Raw genomic sequence first — 20,842 nt, forward strand, 5'->3', positions numbered from 1 at the left:
CCACGGCGTGGCCCGCGCTCTCGGATGGCTTGCTCATCCGCGTGGCCAGTTCCCGGGCACGCTCGGCGTAGTCGGGCGCGAGGATCTGCCGCAGGTCTTCGACAAGGGTCTTGCGATTGGCCGCCGAGAAGCGCCGGGTGGTGCCGACCTTCAGCTGTTTGATGTGCGCGCCCCACATCGGCTGGTCCCCCGCAGTCCAGAGGATCAGCGTAGGGACCCCGGCGCGCAGACCCGCCGCCGTGGTGCCCGAGCCGCCGTGGTGAACGACCGCGCGGCAGGCGGGGAAAATCTTGGTGTAGTTCACGACGCCGACGACCTTCACGTGGTCGAAGGGGCTGACCCCGCTGAAGTCGCTCCAGCCGGAACACACCAGCGCCCGCTCCCCCAATTCCGCGCAGGCGGCGCTGATCATGTCCACCGTGGCGGCGGGTGATTCGACCGGAATACTGCCGGAGCCGAAGCAGATCGGCGGCGTCCCCGCGGCAATCCAGGACGCGACGTCGGCGTCCGCCTCGGTGGTCAACTCCATTGTCAGGGCGCCTACGAACGGACGCCGATCGCCGAATTTCGCCCACTCCTGTGCCAGCCCCGGAAACCAAACCCGGTCGTAGCCCTGGATTTCCAAGCCACCGCGGTCGGTGATCCGGCGCTGGGAGCGGTGCGTGGCGGTCGGCAGGCCCAGTTGTCGGCGCTGCGCGTTGTCGACCTCCTTGGTCGAACGCCAGAACAGCCATTCGATGGTCGTCATCGCGGATCGGAGCAACGGCGCCGGCACGGCCGGGACGAGCTGCCCGTTGGCGCGCATGGGGAAGTGGTGCAGGGCGGCCAGCGGAATGTCGTAGTGTTCAGCCACGTTGGCCGCGGCTTGCTCGAAATTGAGTCCCGTGGACAGCAGGTCGGCGCCGTCCGCGAAGGGCACCAGGGTGGCGCTCACGTCGGACCAGTATCTGATGATGGGCTCCCAGACCCGCTGAATCAGCCGGACGGGATCGCGGAAGAAGTCTCGCCACATGTTGCGCAGGAAGTCTTCGTCGAGAAAGTCACGGACCTCCGGTCCATAGGGCACCGCCGTCAGACCCGTGGACTCGGCGAACCCGACCTGTTCGGGCGGGACGGCGATGCGCACCTCGTGTCCCCGGCGGAGCAGCTCGCGGCCCACGGCGGCGGACGGCTCGACGTCACCGCGGGTTCCGTAACACGCCAGGGCGAATTTCATGACCGGTCCTTGCCTCACAGGCGCCGTGCGTCGGCGACGTCAAGGATATCGGGCCCCGCCACCGCATCTGACGGCGACGGGCTGCTACGGGGACGCCAACTCGATGAGGCCCAGACGTTTTGATACCACGACCGCGCCCACCACCTGCGTCGCGGCGACGATCTCCTCCCAGGCTCGGCGCATGCCGGGATTGAAGTCGATGTCGTCGAACAGCAGCCGCCCGCCCGGCACCATCCGGGCCTGCAGGATCTGCCATTGCCGGATGACGAAGTCGTAGCTGTGGATGCCGTCCACTAAGGCCAGGTCTATGGGTCCGGCAATATCGTCGACGTGCTCTTCGAAGGCGCCTCTGATCAGGCTGTAGCGGTCGCTGATGGCGGCGATGTTGCGCTCCGCGATGGCAGCCCAGGCGGGGTTGATCTCAAAGGAATACAGCCGGCCCCGCCGTAGTGTCGAGGCCAGGTACATGCCGGACACGCCGAACGCCGAGCCGAACTCGACGACCACCAGAGGGTCGTGTTGGTCGACCAGGTGCGCGTACAGATCGCCTTGCCACGACGCCGCGCGAACGTGTTTGGGCTTACGCGTCGCTCCCGGTTGCCCGTACGCGTCGTCCAGCGGTAGCGCACCAATCTTGTTGGTGGACTTGGCGAGTGACTCTATTTCGGCTTTGCGCGGCGCGGGCGGCAATCGCCGGGGCAGGGCGGTGATCAGTCCGCCGTGTTTGACCCATTCCAGGTTCAGCATCCGGGCCGTCCGAACATTGCCGAAAAGCACTGAGTTTGGACGTTCAGGATCATGAGGCCAGGCCCAATTGGCGGCCCAGCGCGGCGTATTCGGTGTCGAGGCGCTGCCTAAGCCGGCCGACCGCGGCGCGCGTACTGGTTCTGATCTGCGGTGCGTTCGCAAGCGCGTCGAGCAGTCGCTCGACGAGCGACCCGGCACTGACCTGGTCGGTCCGAACCAGGGACCGCTCGTCATCGATCGACAGGGCGAAATCGCGGCACTTCGGTTGATATTCCAACGTGACGACCGGCGTGGCCGACAGCGCCGCCAACACCCCCGCGTGCAGCCGCGTGACGATGGCGGCCGAACAGCGGCCCAGTTCACGTGCCGCCGCCGCGGCATCGGCCGGTTGCACGACGTCGGCCGCAACGTCGGTCAGCGCCAGCTCGGTCCAGCGCCGGTCGCCCGGGTTCATCAGTACGCCGACGAAGCGGTATCCCCGCCCCGCCAGCTGCTGCACGGCGGCGGACACTTGCCCGGCCAACTTTCGCGGGTCATGCCCCCAAAGATCGTCGCCGAAGCCGACATTGACCCCGATGAGTCCGTCCTCCGGGGCGCCGTCGGGGTAAGGGAGCAGCAGTGCGGGGTCACCGGTGACCGCAACCTCGATCCCGATGTCCGACAGCAGTTCGGCGCTGCGGGGTCCGCGGACCGAGACCGTGTGGAACTCGGCGAGTATCGGTGCCCAACGTTTCAGCTCGCCCCCGCCCGACCCGCTGCCGCGCCCCACGAATACCGGATCTTCGACACCGATGCCGATCGCGTGGCTCGGATTTGGGCGGGTCAGTGCCAAGCCCCGCTTGACCAACGGACGCCACTGTCGCCTGCCCACCAGCGTTCCGCCGCCGACGACCTGACTGCCGCGCCGGAACGTGCGCACCCCCAGCGCGGACGTCACCGTCGCGTGAAGGAGCTGGTGCGGGAGTCGTGGCAAATCGACGAACGTCGCACCGGGCAGCCGGTTGCGGACCGCATCGTAGATTGCGTCGTCACCCAAATTGCCCAGGCCGTGCCAGCCCAGGTAGGCGACGACCGGGCCGTCGCGGTCAGCGATGCCGTGCCCCGACAAAGTCACCCGGTGCCCGCCGGAGTATGGGCGCGCCGCAACGACGTCAGACGTTTTACGGGCGTGCGGCCCCAGCGGTGCTGCAGGGCCAGCATCGCTACGCGCGGATGCCGAGCGATGGTCTCTTGCAGCAACTTTCGACCCGGCTCACCGGGCACCTTCTTCGCAATGGTGCGCAATAGGCCGTCGGCGGTCTTGGCGACGATCTTCTCGCGCCGTGGGTCGCCGGCGACGAGGTCGAGCATGGCGTCCAGTGTCGCGACGTGACCGGCGCCCTGCGCCAGCCAGAATTTCGCCGGGTCCACGATCGAGTTGAACCACATCCCGTGGGGATGGCGGCGGTACACGGCCATGGTCTCAGGCAACATCGCGACCTCGCCGTGCAGCGCATGGCGCACGTGCAGATACCAGTCCAAGGGCATGACGTCCGGCGGGATGTCGTCATAGCGGGGGAGCCGGCGATACATCACCGAGTTGGTCTGGATGAAATTCCGTGAGAGCAAACCCTCGACGCTGACGTCGCCGGCCAGGAATGGCGGCGGAAACTTGGGAAAGAAGGTTTCTTCCATCTTCTGATACAGGGTGTGCACGAACTTCAAATCATGGCCCCGGTTGCGGGTCCACCGAATACGAACGGGATGGAAACACAACCCTGCGCCGGGATTTTGATCGAGATAGGCCGTCTGTTTGCTGAGCTTCAAGGGGTCCACCCAGTAGTCGTCCCCTTCACAGAGCGCGATGTACTCGCCGCGCGCGGCCGACAACGCTCCCGTCAGGTTCGCATTGAGACCGAGGTTTTGCGGCCGGAGGATCGGCCGGAAGCGGTCGGGATGGCGGTCGGCGTATTCCCGGATGATCTGCGGGGTGGCGTCCGTCGAGGCGTCGTCAGCGACCACGATTTCGATCGGAAACTCAGTCCGCTGGGCGATGAAGCTGTCGAAGGTCTGCCGGACGTAGGCCTCTTGGTTGTGCGTGGTCGACACCACGCTGACTTTCGGCGGGCCGGCCGCGCAACTGCTCACCGCGAGACCCCTTTCTGCCCGAGGCGTCACATCAGAGCCCCGAACCACGCTTTCGTTACGCCGACGTGAAGAATTATCGCCGAGGTAAGTTAGGTAGGTTAGGTAATAGTAACGGGCGTGCGCGCGGGGCGCGCGGCGGGCGAGTGTGGTGGGGTCGCAGTCCCGGCATTGGGCACCATGGGCGCTCGTTCGGCACCGCGAATCACTGAAAAGTCCGGTCACGCAACACACTTGAGAATGCCCTGGTGGTGGTGTTTTCCGGCGTTGTCGCGGCGGTTGGTCGTGAGGCGGCGTTTGCCGCCCCACGGCACGACGAGTCACACCGTGGTGCGAGCGAATTTTTCCAGGAGGTCGGCGGTGTTCTGCACGCTGTCGGCGGGTGTGCTCATCCGAGCGGCCAGCTCGCGGGCGCGGACGGCGTACTCCGGGGCGAGGATGCGCCGCAGGTCTTCGATCAGTGATTCCCGCGTCACGGTCGAGAAGTGACGGGCGAAGCCCACTCCGAGGCGGGTGAGCTGGGCGGCCCAGATCTTTTGATCGCTCAAACTCCACAACGCGAGGGTAGGGGCGCCGGCGCGCAGACCCGCGGCAGTGGTGCCGGCGCCGCCGTGGTGCACCACGGCGCGGCAGACGGGGAAGACCGACGCGTAATTCACTGGTCCCACGACTTTCACGTGGTCGCCGTGGGAGGCGCCGCTGAAATCGGTCTTGCCCGAACACACCAGCGCCCGTTCCCCCAACTCGGCGCTGGCCGCGTCGATCATGGCGAGCGTTTCCGCCGGTGAGGCGACAGTCGTGCTGCCGAAGCCGAAGCAGATGGGCGGCGTGCCCGCGGCGAGCCAAGACGCGACGTGGTCGTCGGCATCCGTCGACATCTCCATGGTGAGCGTGCCGACGAACGGTCGCTGTTCGGCCCACCGTGCCCACTCGGCGGCCAGGCCGGGGAAGCAGGCCTGGTCGTAGGCTTGAATCTCCAACGCGCCACGGTCTGCCATCCGCTGCGGCGCGGGGCCACAGGCCCGCGGCAAACCCAGCTCGCGTCGTTGCGCGTCCTCCGCCTTCTTGGTGACCCGCCACTGCACCCAGTCCAACGCCGTCATGACGGACCGGACTACCGGTGCGGGCGTCGCGGGGGAGAGCTGGCCATTGGGCCGCATGGGAAAGTAGTGCATCGTGGCAAGCGGAAGCTTGTGGTACTCCGCGACGTTCGCGGCGACCCCTGGGAACCCGGGGCCCGTAAAGATCAGGTCGGCGCCGTCGGCCAGCGAGTTCAGCGTCTTACTCATCTCCAGCCACGCCTGCATGAGGAGGTTCTGGGCGTTGCGCCACCGTTTGACCGCCTGGGGCACGTCCCAGAATTTGCCGAGGAAATCGGTGTCCCAGTAACCGTCCTGCTGGTCCGGCCCGTAAGCGACGGCGCCCAAGCCGGCGGATTCGACGAGGCCGAGCAGGTTCGGCGGGACGGCCAACGTCACGTCGTGTCCGCGGCGCTGCAACTCGCGGCCGAGGGCGGTGCAAGGCTCGACATCGCCGCGGGTTCCGTAGCTTGCCAACGCGATCTTCACGACGAGTGCCCTTCCGGTGGCCGTGTGGGGTGGCGAAGGCCATTATCGCTGCTGTCACAGCGTCAGGCGTGTGTTCCGACATGCTGGCAACCTGTTGTTCGTCAACCGGCGCGGCCCGCAAGTCCGAATTGACCGGCACGCGCTCGATTCGGCCTCCGCAATGCCCTGTGCATCTACTATGAAGCCGCAGTGTATGCACGCTGTCTGGCATGAACAGGAGCAAGCGTGGTGATGGCACGTCCGAACTGCGAAAAGCGCGCACCGGTTGAAGCGGACATCAGTTGAAGCGGGCGCTGATAACGGGCATTACCGGACAGGATGGCTCCTACCTGGCCGAATTGCTGCTGAGCAAGGGATATGAAGTCCACGGGCTCATCCGGCGGGCCTCGACCTTCAACACATCGCGGATCGACCACCTGTACGTGGATCCTCATCAACACGGCGCACGGCTATTTCTGCACTACGGGGACCTCACCGACGGCACCCGCCTGGTAACCCTGCTCAGCACGATTGATCCTGATGAGGTGTACAACCTCGCTGCGCAGTCGCACGTAAGGGTGAGCTTCGACGAACCGGTACACACGGGCGATACCACCGGAATGGGATCGATACGGCTGCTCGAAGCGGTTCGCCTTTCCCGGGTAAAGTGTCGCTTCTACCAGGCGTCGTCGTCCGAAATGTTCGGCGCCTCCCCGCCGCCGCAGAACGAGCACACGCCGTTTTATCCGCGGTCGCCCTACGGCGCGGCGAAGGTCTATTCGTATTGGGCCACCCGAAATTACCGCGAAGCCTACGGGCTGTTCGCCGTGAACGGCATCCTGTTCAATCACGAATCACCGCGTCGCGGCGAGACTTTCGTGACGCGAAAGATCACCCGAGCCGTAGCCCGCATCAAGGCGGGTCTGCAGTCGGATGTCTTCATGGGAAACCTCGACGCCGTCCGGGACTGGGGGTATGCCCCTGAGTACGTCGAGGGAATGTGGCGGATGCTGCAGGTCTCCGAGCCTGAGGACTACGTCTTGGCGACAGGGCGGGGGTTCACGGTACGTGAGTTCGCTCAGACGGCGTTCGACCATGCCGGACTCGATTGGGAGCGGTTCGTGAAATTCGACGACCGTTACCTGCGGCCAACCGAAGTCGACTCATTGATAGGCGATTCCACCAAAGCGGCCGACACGCTCGGCTGGAAGGCTGCCATTCACACCGGGGAGCTCGCCCGGATCATGGTCGATGCCGACATCGCCGCGTTGGCGTGCGACGGCACGCCGTGGATCGACAAACCCGCTCTGCCGGATTGGAGCGCTAAGCCGGAATGAACACGCCCGTCGGCGCCCTCGACCGATCAGCACCGGTGTACATCGCCGGCCACCGTGGTTTGGTGGGATCGGCGCTACTGCGTCGTTTGACCGCCGCAGGTTTCACCAATCTTGTCGTGCGAGGCCGTAGTGAACTGGACCTGACGGATCGCAGCGCCACCTTCGATTTTCTCAGCGAGGTCAAGCCGAACCTTGTCATCGACGCCGCCGCGAAGGTCGGAGGCATCATGGCGAATGACACCTATCCCGCCGATTTTCTCTCCCAAAATTTGCAGATCCAGGTGAACCTGCTCGATGCGGCGCTCACCGCCCGCGTGCCCAGACTTCTCTTCCTCGGGTCATCGTGTATCTACCCTAAGCATGCGGCGCAGCCCATCCAAGAAAGCGCGCTCTTGACCGGGCCCCTGGAAGCGACCAACGACGCCTATGCGATCGCCAAAATAGCCGGAATTCTCCACGTTCAGGCGGTCCGGCGCCAGCACGGCCTTGCATGGATTTCTGCCATGCCAACCAACCTGTACGGACCGGGTGACAACTACTCTCCGTCGGGTTCGCACTTGTTGCCGGCCCTCATCCGTCGCTACGAGGAGGCCAGAGCCAGCGGCGCAGCTGTGGTGACTAATTGGGGCACCGGGACCCCGCGACGCGAACTACTGCACGTCGACGACTTGGCCAGCGCATGTCTGCATCTCCTGGAACACTTCGACGGCCCGGGCCATGTCAATGTCGGGACCGGCGTCGACCACACCATCGAGCAGATAGCGCAAATGGTCGCCACGGCGGTGGGATATCCGGGTAAGACGCGATGGGACACAACGAAACCCGACGGGACACCCCGGAAAGTGCTCGACGTCTCGATTCTTCGGGAGCTTGGCTGGTCGCCTCAAATATCCCTGCGCGAGGGCATCGAGGCGACGGTCGCCTGGTATCGCGCTAATTCGGGCTCGCTGCGCACGTGATGCACTGCTGGGCTGATCTTTCGGGGCAAGGCCTTCGACGCTGGTTGACGGATATCGAAGTCCCGTTCACACGTCTGACGGCGTGTTAGTGTGTCGCAATGGGTCTTTTCCGACGTGGTGGTCGAATCGCGCGAAACACTACCATCGAAATATACCGACCCTATTCTGAGACCGGGCTGAAACGCCAATTCGTAAAGCAACTCGGATCGCGCGCGGTAAATGTTGTCCTGGATGTCGGAGCCAATTCGGGACAGTACGGCAACGATCTGCGTGGGGCGGGGTATCAAGGTCGTATCGTCTCGTTCGAACCGCTGGCCGAGCCGTTCGGCCGGTTGGAGCGAGGCGCCTCGCGAGATCCGCTGTGGGACTGCCGCCGCTGCGCGTTAGGGGACTTCGACGGAACGATCTCAATCAACGTTGCCGGCAACGCCGGTGCAAGTAGTTCCGTTCTTCCCATGCTGAAGCGGCATCAAGAAGCCTTTCCGCCGGCAAATTACGTCGGCACGGAACAGACAACCATACGGCGACTGGACTCGATGGTGCCCGAGTTGCTTGACCCCGCCGACGTGCCCTTCCTCAAGATCGATGTCCAGGGCTTCGAGAAGCAGGTGCTGGCCGGGGCGGAGTCGACGCTTCGGCGCTGCATCGGCATCCAGTTGGAGCTGTCCTTCGTACCGCTGTACGACGGCGGGATGCTGATTCGCGAAGCGCTTGACCTCGTTTACTCTCATGGGTTCGCGCTGGTCGGGCTGTCGCCTGGCTTCACCGACCCCCGCGATGGCCGAATGTTGCAGGCGGACGGGGTGTTTCTTCGCGACGAGTCGGCGTCATGACCTCGCCGACGTTCTCGATAGTCATTCCGACCTTCAACGTCGCCTCGACCTTGCCGGCCTGTTTCGACAGCGTGCTGGCCCAGACGTGCACCGACTTCGAAATCGTCATGATCGACGGCGAGTCGACGGACGACACATTCGACATCGCCGGGAGCTACTCGGCGAAGTTTGGTGATCGATTGGTGACCTATCGCGGCCGCGACGAGGGTGCCTACGACGCCATGAATCGTGGAGTCGGTATGGCGTCGGGAAGATGGTTGCTCTTCCTCGGTGCCGACGACGCTCTTTATGAGCCCGCGACGCTGGCGCGAGTGAACGCTTTCCTCGCCGAACACGATTCCAGCGAGCTCGTCTACGGCGACGTCATGATGCGGTCCACCGGCAAGCGTTATGGTGGCGAATTCGATCTCGATCGACTGCTGTACGAAACGAATATCTGTCATCAAGCAATCTTTTACCGACGTAAGCTGTTCGATGGTATCGGCCCGTATAACCTGCGATACCGCCTCTGGGCCGATTGGGATTTCAACATCCGCTGCTTCTCGAATCCCGCGCTGGTCACGAAATATATGGACATAGTTGTCGCGAATTATAATGACATGTCCGGGCTGAGTATCCGCGAGGACGAAGAATTCAAGAAGCGACTGCCGCATTCCACAAAATTCGTATTGCGGGTCCCGCTGACTTCCCGTCGCACCCTTGACGTTCGATGGGGTCGGCCCTATGCGGGCGACCCGCGCGACGCGAGCCGGCGATAACGCCATGCCGCTTCTGCACCAAGCGGTCACGCCACGCGCCTAAAGGCGGCTCACGCAAAGTGTAGGGCCCGCAAGCGTCGCGGCTTAACCCTCGCTCGCCACTTCGATGACGATCGAATCCAAGCCGGTCCGGATGACAGCGCGGGGAAAGGCAGTTCGGGCGGCAGCCGTGATCGTGTCCAGCTGCGGAAAGCCGGCCAGTCCCGAACCGAACAGCCTGAGGTCGTCAATGACGATCGTGGTTCCCGGTGGTGCGACGTCCGTCAGCTTTCGTAACGTCGACTCCGCTGGCTCCATCTCGATGCCTTCAGCAGTTCCCATGCCCGAAAAGTGCCCGTCAAGGAACACAAGCGGTGGGTCGCCCTGGCAGTTCGCGACGAGCTTCGGTATTTCAATGAGCGAATCGCCATGAATGAGAGTGACGTTCGATTGCGCCGCGAACCGCTTCTCCGCCGCGGCGAACAATTCTTGGTGAAGCTCCACGGAATACACGTGCTCCGCGTGCTGGGCGAAGAACGCGGTGGTTTCGCCCTTGTAGGTGCCGGCCTCGATGAGGATGTGATGCCGACGTGAACGAAACACATTCAATAGATGTCGTTGTTTGGCGATTGCTGGGGGCGACGTGAGGTGTTCGCCCCGGAACCACCCGGATGCGGCCGCCCAACGGTTCGGTTCCAACGACTGCGTACTACGAGCCGAGTTGAGCGTGTCTCGAATCGACTGAAGAATGGCCCCCCGCACATGCCCAACAGTACGCGCAACTGGTCTGCATCACTTGCCATATACGCGGTTTCAGCGAAGCTGATGCGTAACGGTCGTGCGCTTCCGCGGCGCCTTTGGCATGCCGGATCAGCACGCTTCGCAGTCCCGATTATGAAAGTGCCTTCGCCGTAACGTCAGTAGCCCGGCCCCGGGTGGTCGGACAGGGCGCGTAGCTGGCGAGCGCGCGCGAATTCGCGGTACGGAGCGGCTCCTAGGGTCCTGAGGCGGGTCCATCGCTGCGGCCCGAACGCGACCACCTTGCCGACGAGCCCCACCCACACCAGCAACCACCACGTTGTCGCGGCGATCCGGATGGCAGCTGTCGACGCCGGGTCGACGATGAGCCAGGTGAGTATCCGCAATTGGTCCAGCCAGTGCCGCTGAGCCTTGGTGATGTTCGACGATTCGGTGACCCCGGTGTGATGGCGAACCGAAAGTTCTTGCGGTACAAACCGTACGGCGCAGCGCACCATCAGGCGCAACCAGAAGTCCAGGTCGACGGTTTGATGAACGTCGTCGCGCATGCCGCCGATGCGCAGCGCCAGGTCGCGCCGGAACATCACGCTGCTCGGCTCCCCGATGAGGTTAGCGCTGGCGCCCCACAGGGCCACGATCTGCAGAACCAACGATGAGCCGCGATTGTATTCACGGAGTTTCGCGAAGTAGACGTGCAGTTTGGCCGGCGCGCGCCGCCGCTCGGTCCACGGCAAGTCGTCGGTCACTACCTGCCGGGGCGCGAAGGCGAGTCCGATCGCGGCGTCATCGAAGCACTCGGCCAGGGTCTTCAAGGCGCCTGGCAGCAGCCAGTCGTCGCCGTGCAGGAATTGGATGCATTCACCGCGTGCGAGCTCCAGGCACCGGTTGTGGTTCGCGTTGAGCCCGAGCCGAGATTCGTTGCGCACCAACCGGTCAGAGGGGCGTAACAGCGTTGCCGCAGTCGCGGCTCCGGCGTCGCTCGACTGGTCGTCGACCACGACGATCTCGAACTCCACGCCCTGCTGCTCGAGGACGCTGCGCAGGCAGCGCTCGATGGTGGCGCTGTTGTTGTACATCGGCACGCACACCGAGACCCGCGGCGGGGTCGGGCCATTCTGGATCCCGGCCGGTTGCACCGACGTCGCGGGCAGTTCGGCCGGGCCGGTCACGCGCTGGCCTCGGCGGCGAACCGGTAACCGCGCACCGCCAGCGGAAGGCACACGACGAGCAGCCCGACCGTCCACAGCAAGGTCAGCATCAACGGCCACGCCAGCGGACCGCCGTGCGCCAGCGATCGCATGGTCTCGATCGGCGGTGAGATCGGCTGGATGCGGATCAGTGGCCGGACCCACGAGGGGAACAGGCCGATGGGCGTCGCGCCGGGATTGACGAACGCCAGCGAGAAGGTGACGCCCAGCAGCCAGGTCATGGCGGTGCGCCCGTTGTTGCGGACGGCCAGGGCCATCACCAGCGCGGTGAACCCGACCACCACGATCGACGGGATCAATACGAACAACAGGGCCGCGGCCCAGCCTTGGGTGAAGCGCAACCCCATGGCCAGCCCCAGCACGGTGATGAGCATGGTGCCGATGAACGCGCGGAAGACTTCGGCGGTCACCCACCCGGTGATGGCGCTCGCGCGGTGTATCGGCAGGATCCACATCCGGCTGAGCAAGCGCGACTCACGGTCCATGGTGATGCCCGTCGAGTTGCCCAGTGATCCGAAGAGGGCGGAGATGACGGCGCACATGGGGACCAACCCGTAGATGCTCTTGCCGCCGGTGACCTTATGCACCTGGTCGCCCAACACGATCTGATAAATCAGCAGCAAGAACACGGGCAGCAACAGCGAACCCATCAGCACGGCCTGGTCGCGGCGCCAGCGCAGCAGCAGTCGGCCGGCCTGGACCCAGCTTTCGACGGCCAACGAGCTACGCGACTCCACGTGCTGTTTCACTAGCTGCGCCTCTGCATGCGCAGCGTGATCGCGCCGAAGACCACGACCATGCCCAGGCACCACGCCGAGGTCGCGGCCAAGTTGGCACGCAGCACGTGCCCCGTGGCCAGGCCGCGCAGCGTCTCGGCGAACTGCGAGATCGGCTGGTTGCGCACGTACGGGCGCAACCAGCCCGGGAAGGTCTTCTCCGGCGCGATGCCGGTGGACAGCAGAAACAGCAGCAACTGCGGGACGAACAGCAGGTGGGTGGCGCCCTGCACGGTCTTCGCCCGGGATCCCAGTGCGTCGGCGCCTAAGGTGACGGCCAGGCAGAGTAACAACGACATCAGCACGAAGGCAAGGGCGTAATTGAGGCCGCCGCTGATCCGAAAACCGAATGCGTACCCGGCGAGGATCGCGACCACCAGCGTGAGCAGGCCTCGCAGCAGCGTGGCCGCGGTGCGTGCGGTCACCGGAGCCGCCGCCGTGACCGGAAGTGTGCGCAGCCGCTCGCCGATTCCGTTGAGATGGTCGCGGGCCGCCCGGTCGGCCGTCATCAGGCCGACGAAGATCATGGACTGGGAAACCACCGCGGGCAGCAGGTATTGCGAATAGCTGTTGTGCCCGGTATCGATCAGGCCGTGCAACGCCACGCTGAAGCCCATCAAATAGACGGTGGGAGAGATGATTTCGAAGATCATCTCGCCGTCACGCGCCGCGGACTTCAGCGAGCGTTCGGTGAGGGCGGCAAGCCCGGTCATGATCGCGCGGCGGTCCGGGCGGTGAGGTGCAGGAAGGCCTCGTCGAGTGACGGCTTGCGCAGCGAGATGTCGGCGAGCTCCAGGCCCAGGGCGTCGACGCGGCGGAACACCTCGACCAGCGTGGCCACCCCGTCGGGCGCTATCACCGACACCGAATTCGTCTCACCGTCGACGTCGATGCCTCGCAGACCGGTCAAGGCCTGGACGACCCGGGGCAGGTCGGTGGGGTTGGCTGGGGTCACCTGGCAGTAGCTGGCGCCGACCGCGCGCTTCAGTTCCTCCGCGGTGCCGCTGGCGATCACCTGGCCGTGGTCGATAACGACGATGGAGTCGCTGAGCACGTCGGCCTCTTCGAGGTACTGCGTCGTGAGCAGCACGGTGATGCCCTGCACGGCCAACGAGCTGACCAAGCTCCACACGTCGCGGCGGCTGCGCGGGTCCAGCCCGGTGGTGGGCTCGTCGAGGAACAACACCTTCGGCGGCACAACCAGCGCGCTGGCCAAATCGACGCGTCGGAACATGCCACCGGAATACGTGTTGAGCCGGCGGTCCGCGGCTTCGACGAGGTCGAATTGGTGGAGCAGTTCGTCCGCGCGCACCTTCGCCTCTCGGCGGCGCAGTCCCCGCAACCTGCCGAAGAGCACCAGGTTTTCGCGGGCGGTGAGCATCGGGTCCATGCCGGTGAACTGGCCGGCCATGCCGATGCTGGCGCGAACCTTGGCCGGCTCTCGGACGACGTCGTGGCCGGCTACGCTCGCGCGGCCCGAGGTTGGACGCAACAGCGTGGACAAGATGTTGATGGTGGTCGTCTTGCCGGCACCGTTGTGCCCGAGCACGCCGCAGACTGTCCCCGCCGGAACCGAAAAGTCCACGCCGTTCAGCGCGCGCGTATTGCCGAATACCTTTGTCAGGCCTTCGACCTCGATTGCCAGCGGGCTCACGTTAGCGAGTATTTCATGGCGGCTGTTCGTTTGTCGGTCTTATTGGCGCTAGCCGCCACAATGCCGGGGGAGCGCGGTACCGGCACATCGTGAGTCACGCCTGCGCGAGCTACAAACGTGGATTGTATTCTCCAGGAAGAAAATTGGTGGCTCAGCGCAGGGCGCGGTCCCTTATGCGCCGCTACCCAGGTGGGCGACACGGTGGCCACGCCGCTGCGGCGGCGGTGCGCTTCGACGGTGGCCAAGCTAGACGGTCGGCCGGGGGATCTCGGCGGTGTGGGCATCCTCGAGCCGCTCGTCGTGCAGCATCAGGGCCCGCACCACGGGCCGCGGCCCCTCCGGGCGCAGCAACCGGCTGGCCGGCCGCGGCCGAACCACCTGCGGCCACCAGAACCAGCGCCCGAGCAGCGCGGCGATGGTGGGCGTCATGAAGGACCGCACGATCAAGGTGTCGAACAGCAGGCCGAGACCGATGGTGGTACCGACCTGGCCGATGATCCGCAGGTCACTGACCACCATGGAGGCCATGGTGAACGCGAACACCAGGCCCGCGTTGGTGACGACCTTTCCAGTGCCGCCCATGGCGCGGATGATGCCGGTGTTGATGCCGCCGGCCAGCTCCTCTTTCATCCGGGACACCAGCAGCAGGTTGTAGTCGGATCCCACAGCCAGCAGGACGATTACCGACATGGGCAGCACCATCCAGTGCAATTTGATGCCCAGGATGTACTGCCAGATCAACACCGACATGCCGAACGAGGCGCCCAGCGACAGGGCGACGGTGCCCACAATCACCAGCGCTGCGACGAAGCTGCGCGTGATGATCAACATGATGATGAAGATCAGACAGAGAGCCCCGACCCCGGCGATGAACAGGTCATAGTTGGAGCCGTCCCGGAAGTCCTTGAAGGTCGACGCCGTACCGGCGATGTAGATCTTCGAGTTCTCCAACGGCGTCGACTTGAGCGCCTCTTCGGCCGCCGTCCGGATCTTGTCGATGCGCGACACTCCCTCGGGCGTCGCGGGGTCGCCCCGGTGCGAGATGATGAATCGCGCGGCTTTCCCGTCGGGGGACAGGAACTGGCTCATCGCCCGCTTGAAGTCGGCATTCTCGAAGATGTCGGGCGGTAGGTAGAACGAGTCGTCATTCTTGGACGCGTCGAACGCCTCGCCCATGGCGGTCGCGTCCTTATTGTTGCTGTCCATCTGGCCGATGATCCCGCCCATGGTGCTGTGGTTGGTGAGCAGCATGTTTCGCATGTCCTCGGACATGGCAATCATCGGCGGGTACTGCTCGAGCAGCTGCGGCATGAGCATGTCCATCTTGTCGAGGTGCACGATGAGCTCTTTGAGCTTGTCGCTCAACGTGTCCACGCCGTCCAGCGTCTCGAAGATGTTGCGCAACGACCAGCAGATCGGGATGTCGTAGCAGTGCTTCTCCCAATAGAAGTAGCTGCGCAGCGGCCGGAAGAAGTCCTCAAAATTTGACGTGTCGTCGCGCAGCTCGCTGAGGACCACCGCCATCTCTTTGGTCTTCGCGATCGAATCGTGGGTCAGGGCGGTCATCTGCTGCTGCAGTTCGTACAGCTTCTTGATGTGTTTGATCTGCTCGCCGAGCATGTCGGCCTGGACGAGCATGTCGTCCATGCGGGCCGAGATGTATTTGATGTCCTCGCTCATGGTCGCCTGCTGCATGCTGAGCAGGAACGGCACCGAGGTGTGCTGGATCGGGGTGCCCTCGGGTCGGGTGATGCCCTGCACCCGAGAAATGCCGTGCACCTGGAAGATTCCCTTGGCCAGCCGGTGCAGCGTGAGGAAGTCCACCGAGTTCCGCATGTCGTGGTCGGATTCGATCATCAAGATCTCGGGCATCATCCGGGACTGCGAGAAGTGCCGGTCGGCGGCCGCGTAGCCCACGTTGGCGGGAATGTCTTTCGGGATGTACAGGCGGTCGTTGTAGCTCGTCTTATAGCCCGGCAGCGTCACCAGCCCGACCAACGCCACCGCCACCGTGGCCAGGAGGATAGGCAGGGGCCAACGCACGATCGCCGTGCCGATGCGCCGCCAGCGGCCGAACCCGATCTTCTGCTTGCGGTCGAACCATCCGAAGCCGCTGCCGAAGGCCAGCACCGCGGGCACCAATGTCAGCGCGATCGCGACGGAGACGAGCATGCCCACCGCACACGGCACGCCGATCGTCTGGAAAATCGGCATTCTGGTGAAGCTCAGGCACATCATGGCGCCGGCGATCGTCAAACCCGAACCCAACACCACCGGCGCGACGCCGCGATAGGTGGTGTAGTAGGCCAGTTCTCGTTCCTCGCCGGCCTGGCGGGCCTCTTGATAGCGACCGAAGAAGAAGATCGCGTAGTCGGTGCCGGCCGCCATCGCCAGCGCCACCAGCAGGTTGATGGCGAAGGTCGACAGCTGAACCATGTTGTTGTCACCGAGGAAGGCGATGACGCCGCGCGCCGCGAACACCTCGACACCCACCGTGATCAGCAGCATGATGACGGTGAGGACCGACCGGTACACGAAGAGCAGGACCAAGAAGATGATCAAGGCGCCGATCATCGTCATTTTCAGGATCGACCGGTCACCACTGTGCTGCATGTCCGAGATGAGCGCGGAAGGACCGGTGACGTAGGCGCTGAGGCCGGCGGGCGGGGGATTGTGGGCGATGATCTGGCGCACCGCCTCGACCGAATCCTGCCCAAGCGTCGTGCCTTGGTTACCGGCGAGGTTCATCTGCACGTAAACGGCCTTGCTGTCCGGGCTTTGCGCACCGGCCGCCGTGAGCCGGTCGCCCCACAGGTCCTGCACGTGCTCGACGTGTTTGGAATCGGCGCGCAAGGCGCGAATCAGCTTGTCGTAGTAGGCGTGCGCGCTTTCACCGAGCGGCTGCTGCGATTCCAGCACCAGCATCGCGAAACTGTCCGAGTCGGATTCCTTGAAGTCGCGGCCCATGCGCTGCATGGCTTGCACCGCCGGCGCGTCCTGCGGCGCCAGCGGCACCGAGTGTTGCGCGCCAACGATTTCCAGGCGCGGCACACCGAACGTCACCAACAGGGTGAACGCCACCCAGAAGAGGATGACGAACACGGCCAGCTTGCGGATCGCCCGCGCGAAGAACGGAGCCTGCGGCCGATCCGTCGCCGGGGGGCTCTGGACGGTCATGCGACCCCCAGGGAGCAGCCCGCGCCGCGCCTAATGCCTTGTGTCGCTGCCGTATCCACGCTTCCCGTCCCGCAGTAACAGGCCGCCACTTACCGCGCGTCCTTGAGCAACAGCGAACGCACCAGCGGACGCGGGCCCGTGGAACGCAGCATCGTGCTCGCCGGGCGCGGGCGCACCCGCTGCGGCCACCAGAACCACCGGCCCAGCAGCGCGGCGACGGCCGGGGTCATGAACGCGCGCACGATCAACGTGTCGAACAGCAGGCCCATGCCGATGGTCGTACCGACCTGGCCGATGCTGCGCAGGTCGCTGACGATCATCGATGCCATGGTGAAGGCGAACACCAGGCCGGCGTTGGTCACGACCTTTCCGGTACCGGCCATCGCGCGGATGATGCCGGTGCTGATGCCGGCACTCAACTCTTCTTTCATGCGCGATACCAGCAGCAGGTTGTAGTCAGAACCCACCGCCAAAAGGACGATCACGGATGTCGACAGCACGGTCCAGTGCAGCGGCTGGTGTAGGAGGTACTGCCATACCAGCACGGACAAACCGAACGACGCGCCCAGCGACAGCAACACCGTGCCCACGATGACCATGGCGGCGATGAAGCTGCGCGTCATGATCAACATGATGATGAAGATCAGACACAGAGCGGACACGCCGGCGATCAGCAGGTCGAACTCGGAGCCGTCCACCAGGTCCTTGGTGATCGCGGCCGTACCCGTGAGGTAGATCTTGGCGTTCTCCAAGGGGGTGCCCTTGAGGGCCTCCTCGGCCGCCGTCTTGATCGCCTCCACCCGGGACAGGCCTTCCTGCGTCGCCGGGTCGCCGCGCTGCGAGATCAGCAGACGGAAGTCCTTGCCGTCGGGCGACATAAAGACCTTCTCGACCCGCTTGAACGACTCCGAGCCGTTGATGATGCCCGGCGGCAGGTAGAACGAGTCGTCGTTCTTGGACATGTCGAACGCCTGTCCCATGGCGCTCGGGTCCTTCTGGCTGGAGTCCATCTGTCCGATCACACCGGACATGGTGCTGTGCATCGTCAGCATCATGCTGCGCATGCTGCCCATCGTCTCGATCATCGGCGGGATCTGCATGACCAGCTGCGGCAGCAGCGCGTCAAGTGAGTCCAGATTGCCTACGAGATCCTTGAGCTTGTCGTTGATCTCGTCCACACCGTCGATGGCGTCGAAGATCGACCGCAGCGAGAAGCAGATGGGGATGTCGTAGCAGTGCTTCTCCCAGTAGAAGTAGCTGCGGATCGGGCGGAAGAAGTCCTCGAAGTCCGAGATGTTGTCGCGCAATTCGCCTGTGATGGCTTGCATTTCGTGCGTCGTGGCGACCATCGCGTGGGTGGTGGCGACGAGTTCACGCATCAGGCCCAGCATGTGCTGCATGATGCCGATCATCTTCGCCAGCTCGTCGGCCTGCTTGAGCATGTCGTTCATGCGGTCCTTTTGGAACGCCATGTTCTGCAGCTGACTGGACTGCGACATGCTCATGATCCACGGAATGGTGGTGTGCTGCAGGGGAGTTCCCTCGGGCCGGGTCACTGTCTGCACCGTGGAGATGCCCGGCACGGCGAGCACGCCCTTGGCCAGCTTGTTGATCACCAACATGTCGGTGGGATTACGCAGATCGTGGTCGGTCTCGACCAACAGGATCTCCGGCATCAGCATCCGCGATCCGGGAAAGTGCCGCTCGGCGGCCGCGTACCCGACGTTCGCGGGAATGCTCTGCGGGATGAACTTCTGGTCGTCGTAGCTCGGCTTGTAGTTGGGCAGCGTCAACAGCCCGATCAGCGCCACGGCCAGGGTCGCGATGAGGATGGGCGCGGGCCACCGGACGATCGACGTGCCGATGCGTCGCCACCGGCGCGTGCTGAGTGCGCGCTTCGGCTCGAAGAGGCCGAACCGCGCGCCGGCGGCCAGCAGCGCCGGCCCTAGCGTGATGGCGACCAGGACGGCGATCGCGATGCCGACGGCACACGGGATACCCAGCGGCTGGAAGTACGGCAACCGGGTGAAGCTGAGGCAGAGCACCGCGCCCGCGATCGTGAGGCCGGAGGCCAGCACGACCTTGGCCACACCGCTGAAGGTGGTGTAAAAGGCCTGTTCTCGGCTTTCGCCGACGCTTCGGGCTTCCTGATATCGGCCGACGAAGAAGATGCCGTAGTCGGTGCCCGTCGCGATGACGGCCGCGACCAACAGGTTGACGGCGAACGTAGTGAGGCCCACCAACCCCAAATGGCCCAGCAACGCGACCATGCCGCGGGCGATCTGAAGTTCGAGCCCGACGATGAGCAGTAGCAGGAAGACCGTGATGATCGACCGATAAACCAGCAGCAACGTCACGAAGATGACGATCAAGCTGGCCAATGTCACGAGCATGACGGTCTTCGTGCCGGCGATGTTCATGTCCGCGACGATCGCCGCGGGGCCCGTGACGTAGACCTGCAATCCGGGCGGCGGCGAAGCCTGCTGCACCATCTTGCGCACCGCGGCCACCGACTCGTCACCCGCGGCCGCGCCCTGGTTACCGGTCAGGTTCACCTGAACGTAGGCGGCCTTGCCGTCCTGGCTTTGCGCGGCGCCGCGGGTGAGCGGGTCGCCCCAGAAGTTCTGGACGTGCTGCACGTGGGCCTTATCAGCCTCGAGCATGTTGACCAGGCGGTCGTAGTACTTGTGCGCGTCGTCGCCGAGGGGCTGCTGGCCTTCCAGCACGATCATCGTCAGCGCGCCGGAGTTGGTCTCCTTGAAGTCCGAGCCCAGCCGCTCCATGGCCTTGAACGAGGGAGCGCCGATGGGGCTCAGCGAAACTGCGTGCTCCGCCTCGACCTTTTCCAGCGGCGGCACCCCGATGGTCATGACGACGGCGATGCCCAACCAGCCCAAAATGATGGGAACCGACAGACGGTGGATCCACTTCGCGACGAACGGGCGCGTGTCCTGCTGGGGCTGCGTGTCGACGGTACTCATGTCGCCGTCAGGACGCAGTAGGTGAACGCGTTCAATTCGTGCGAGATCCTCTCGGTCTTTACGACACCGTCAACGATGATACGGCAACCGAGAGAGTCGCTATCTCCCTGCGCGACAACGTTTCCCACGATCGAGGGCAGGTTCGTCGAGATGTCGAACGACCAGGGCAGCACGATCCCGTTGATGTGCTGCGGCTCGCCGTTGGCGTCGAAGTAGCTGATGTCGGCCATGGCCCCGGGCGGGCCGAAGACTTCGTACTTGACCTTTTTGGGGTTGAAGGGCTTGGTGTCTTGCTGCCGAGTGTCCGAATACGACGGGCGTTTCTCCGAGCCGAACATGCCGTGCAGGCGCGCCACGGTCAAGCCGCCGCCGACGACCACGGCGATGATCACCATCGGAATCCACACGTGCTTGAGCACCGCGAGGGCGCGCTTGTTCCGGCGACCCGGTCGAGGGCGGCCTACTGGTTGCTCGGGTTCGGCGGTGGAGCGGCGACCAAAGCGCGAAATGCCGCCGCGGCGGCCGGACTGTTCGCTGATGTCACGGCCTTCCATCGTGGCGACGTCGGGCCGGGACCACACATCGGGTTCGACCACTGCACCCCCTTCTATAAGTTTCACGCCCAGCGCCGTTTTCGCGGCTCGAACATGCAACTACGTATCGGTCGCGGCACGCCAGACTGCGGCGTCTCGGCTGCGATGCACCCCGGCTAGCCCTGCTTCGGTGATCGCACGCGAGCCCCGCCCCCTGGGGAGCGCGACCAGATCTTGATGAGTAAACCACGCCC

General features: G+C 64.6%; 17 protein-coding genes. 4 read left to right on the forward strand and 13 right to left on the reverse strand.

Features of this window, described 5'->3' with window-relative positions; translation table 11 throughout:
- From A5700_RS24285 to A5700_RS24305, 5 genes are all read right to left on the reverse strand, one after another.
- Positions 1-1,216: glycosyltransferase (locus tag A5700_RS24285; protein WP_068067576.1), on the reverse strand; the 1,216-nt coding region annotated here is incomplete at its 3' end.
- An 84-nt stretch (positions 1,217-1,300) separates the two neighbouring features.
- Positions 1,301-1,963 (reverse strand): O-methyltransferase, encoded by a 663-nt coding sequence (locus A5700_RS24290; protein ID WP_068067579.1) that lies wholly within the window; start codon positions 1,961-1,963, stop codon positions 1,301-1,303.
- Positions 1,964-2,012: 49 nt separating this feature from the next.
- On the reverse strand, positions 2,013-3,077 hold the full coding sequence (locus A5700_RS24295; RefSeq protein WP_231973728.1) for a polysaccharide pyruvyl transferase family protein: 1,065 nt from the start codon (positions 3,075-3,077) through the stop codon (positions 2,013-2,015).
- Positions 3,074-4,090 (reverse strand): glycosyltransferase, encoded by a 1,017-nt coding sequence (locus A5700_RS24300; RefSeq protein WP_068067582.1) that lies wholly within the window; start codon positions 4,088-4,090, stop codon positions 3,074-3,076. The genes A5700_RS24295 and A5700_RS24300 overlap by 4 nt, the downstream gene beginning before the upstream one ends.
- A 317-nt stretch (positions 4,091-4,407) precedes the next feature.
- The gene (locus tag A5700_RS24305; protein ID WP_068067585.1) at positions 4,408-5,655 is read right to left on the reverse strand and encodes a glycosyltransferase; all 1,248 of its coding nucleotides are present in this window, start codon (positions 5,653-5,655) and stop codon (positions 4,408-4,410) included.
- A gap of 281 nt (positions 5,656-5,936) precedes the next feature.
- Between A5700_RS24305 and gmd the strand changes: the two genes are divergently transcribed.
- From gmd to A5700_RS24325, 4 genes are all read left to right on the forward strand, one after another.
- Positions 5,937-6,971: a GDP-mannose 4,6-dehydratase gene (gene gmd, locus A5700_RS24310; protein ID WP_068067590.1), complete on the forward strand. Its 1,035-nt coding sequence runs from the start codon at positions 5,937-5,939 to the stop codon at positions 6,969-6,971.
- Complete coding sequence (locus A5700_RS24315; protein ID WP_068067593.1) at positions 6,968-7,930, forward strand: GDP-L-fucose synthase; 963 nt, start codon at positions 6,968-6,970, stop codon at positions 7,928-7,930. Before gmd ends, A5700_RS24315 begins: the two co-directional genes overlap by 4 nt.
- Before the next feature lie 98 nt (positions 7,931-8,028).
- Complete coding sequence (locus A5700_RS24320) at positions 8,029-8,763, forward strand: FkbM family methyltransferase (RefSeq protein ID WP_068067596.1); 735 nt, start codon at positions 8,029-8,031, stop codon at positions 8,761-8,763.
- On the forward strand, positions 8,760-9,521 hold the full coding sequence (locus tag A5700_RS24325) for a glycosyltransferase family 2 protein (RefSeq protein ID WP_068067599.1): 762 nt from the start codon (positions 8,760-8,762) through the stop codon (positions 9,519-9,521). Before A5700_RS24320 ends, A5700_RS24325 begins: the two co-directional genes overlap by 4 nt.
- Positions 9,522-9,605: 84 nt before the next feature.
- Here A5700_RS24325 and A5700_RS24330 read toward each other — a convergent pair whose 3' ends face one another.
- From A5700_RS24330 to A5700_RS24365, 8 genes are all read right to left on the reverse strand, one after another.
- The gene (locus A5700_RS24330) at positions 9,606-10,262 is read right to left on the reverse strand and encodes a class I SAM-dependent methyltransferase (RefSeq protein ID WP_156671426.1); all 657 of its coding nucleotides are present in this window, start codon (positions 10,260-10,262) and stop codon (positions 9,606-9,608) included.
- A 155-nt stretch (positions 10,263-10,417) separates the two neighbouring features.
- Positions 10,418-11,395 carry a glycosyltransferase family 2 protein gene (locus A5700_RS24335; RefSeq protein ID WP_068067621.1) on the reverse strand — a complete coding sequence of 326 codons (978 nt, stop codon included), beginning with the start codon at positions 11,393-11,395 and terminating at the stop codon, positions 10,418-10,420.
- 29 nt (positions 11,396-11,424) lie between these two features.
- Positions 11,425-12,216: an ABC transporter permease gene (locus A5700_RS24340; protein WP_082959532.1), complete on the reverse strand. Its 792-nt coding sequence runs from the start codon at positions 12,214-12,216 to the stop codon at positions 11,425-11,427.
- Positions 12,216-12,956: an ABC transporter permease gene (locus A5700_RS24345; protein WP_068067604.1), complete on the reverse strand. Its 741-nt coding sequence runs from the start codon at positions 12,954-12,956 to the stop codon at positions 12,216-12,218. Before A5700_RS24345 ends, A5700_RS24340 begins: the two co-directional genes overlap by 1 nt.
- Positions 12,953-13,897 (reverse strand): daunorubicin/doxorubicin resistance ABC transporter ATP-binding protein DrrA, encoded by a 945-nt coding sequence (locus tag A5700_RS24350; RefSeq protein ID WP_068067609.1) that lies wholly within the window; start codon positions 13,895-13,897, stop codon positions 12,953-12,955. Before A5700_RS24350 ends, A5700_RS24345 begins: the two co-directional genes overlap by 4 nt.
- A gap of 246 nt (positions 13,898-14,143) precedes the next feature.
- A complete protein-coding gene (locus A5700_RS24355) occupies positions 14,144-17,074 on the reverse strand; it encodes an RND family transporter (RefSeq protein ID WP_082959531.1) in 2,931 nt (976 codons plus the stop codon).
- Positions 17,075-17,163: 89 nt separating this feature from the next.
- Positions 17,164-20,055, reverse strand: a complete 2,892-nt coding sequence (locus A5700_RS24360; RefSeq protein WP_068067612.1) for an RND family transporter — start codon at positions 20,053-20,055, stop codon at positions 17,164-17,166.
- On the reverse strand, positions 20,052-20,474 hold the full coding sequence (locus tag A5700_RS24365) for an MmpS family protein (protein ID WP_255377984.1): 423 nt from the start codon (positions 20,472-20,474) through the stop codon (positions 20,052-20,054). The genes A5700_RS24360 and A5700_RS24365 overlap by 4 nt, the downstream gene beginning before the upstream one ends.
- Positions 20,475-20,842: the final 368 nt, after the last annotated feature.

Origin of the sequence: Mycobacterium sp. E1214, from assembly GCF_001666755.1 — a bacterium.
Taxonomy (GTDB): domain Bacteria; phylum Actinomycetota; class Actinomycetes; order Mycobacteriales; family Mycobacteriaceae; genus Mycobacterium.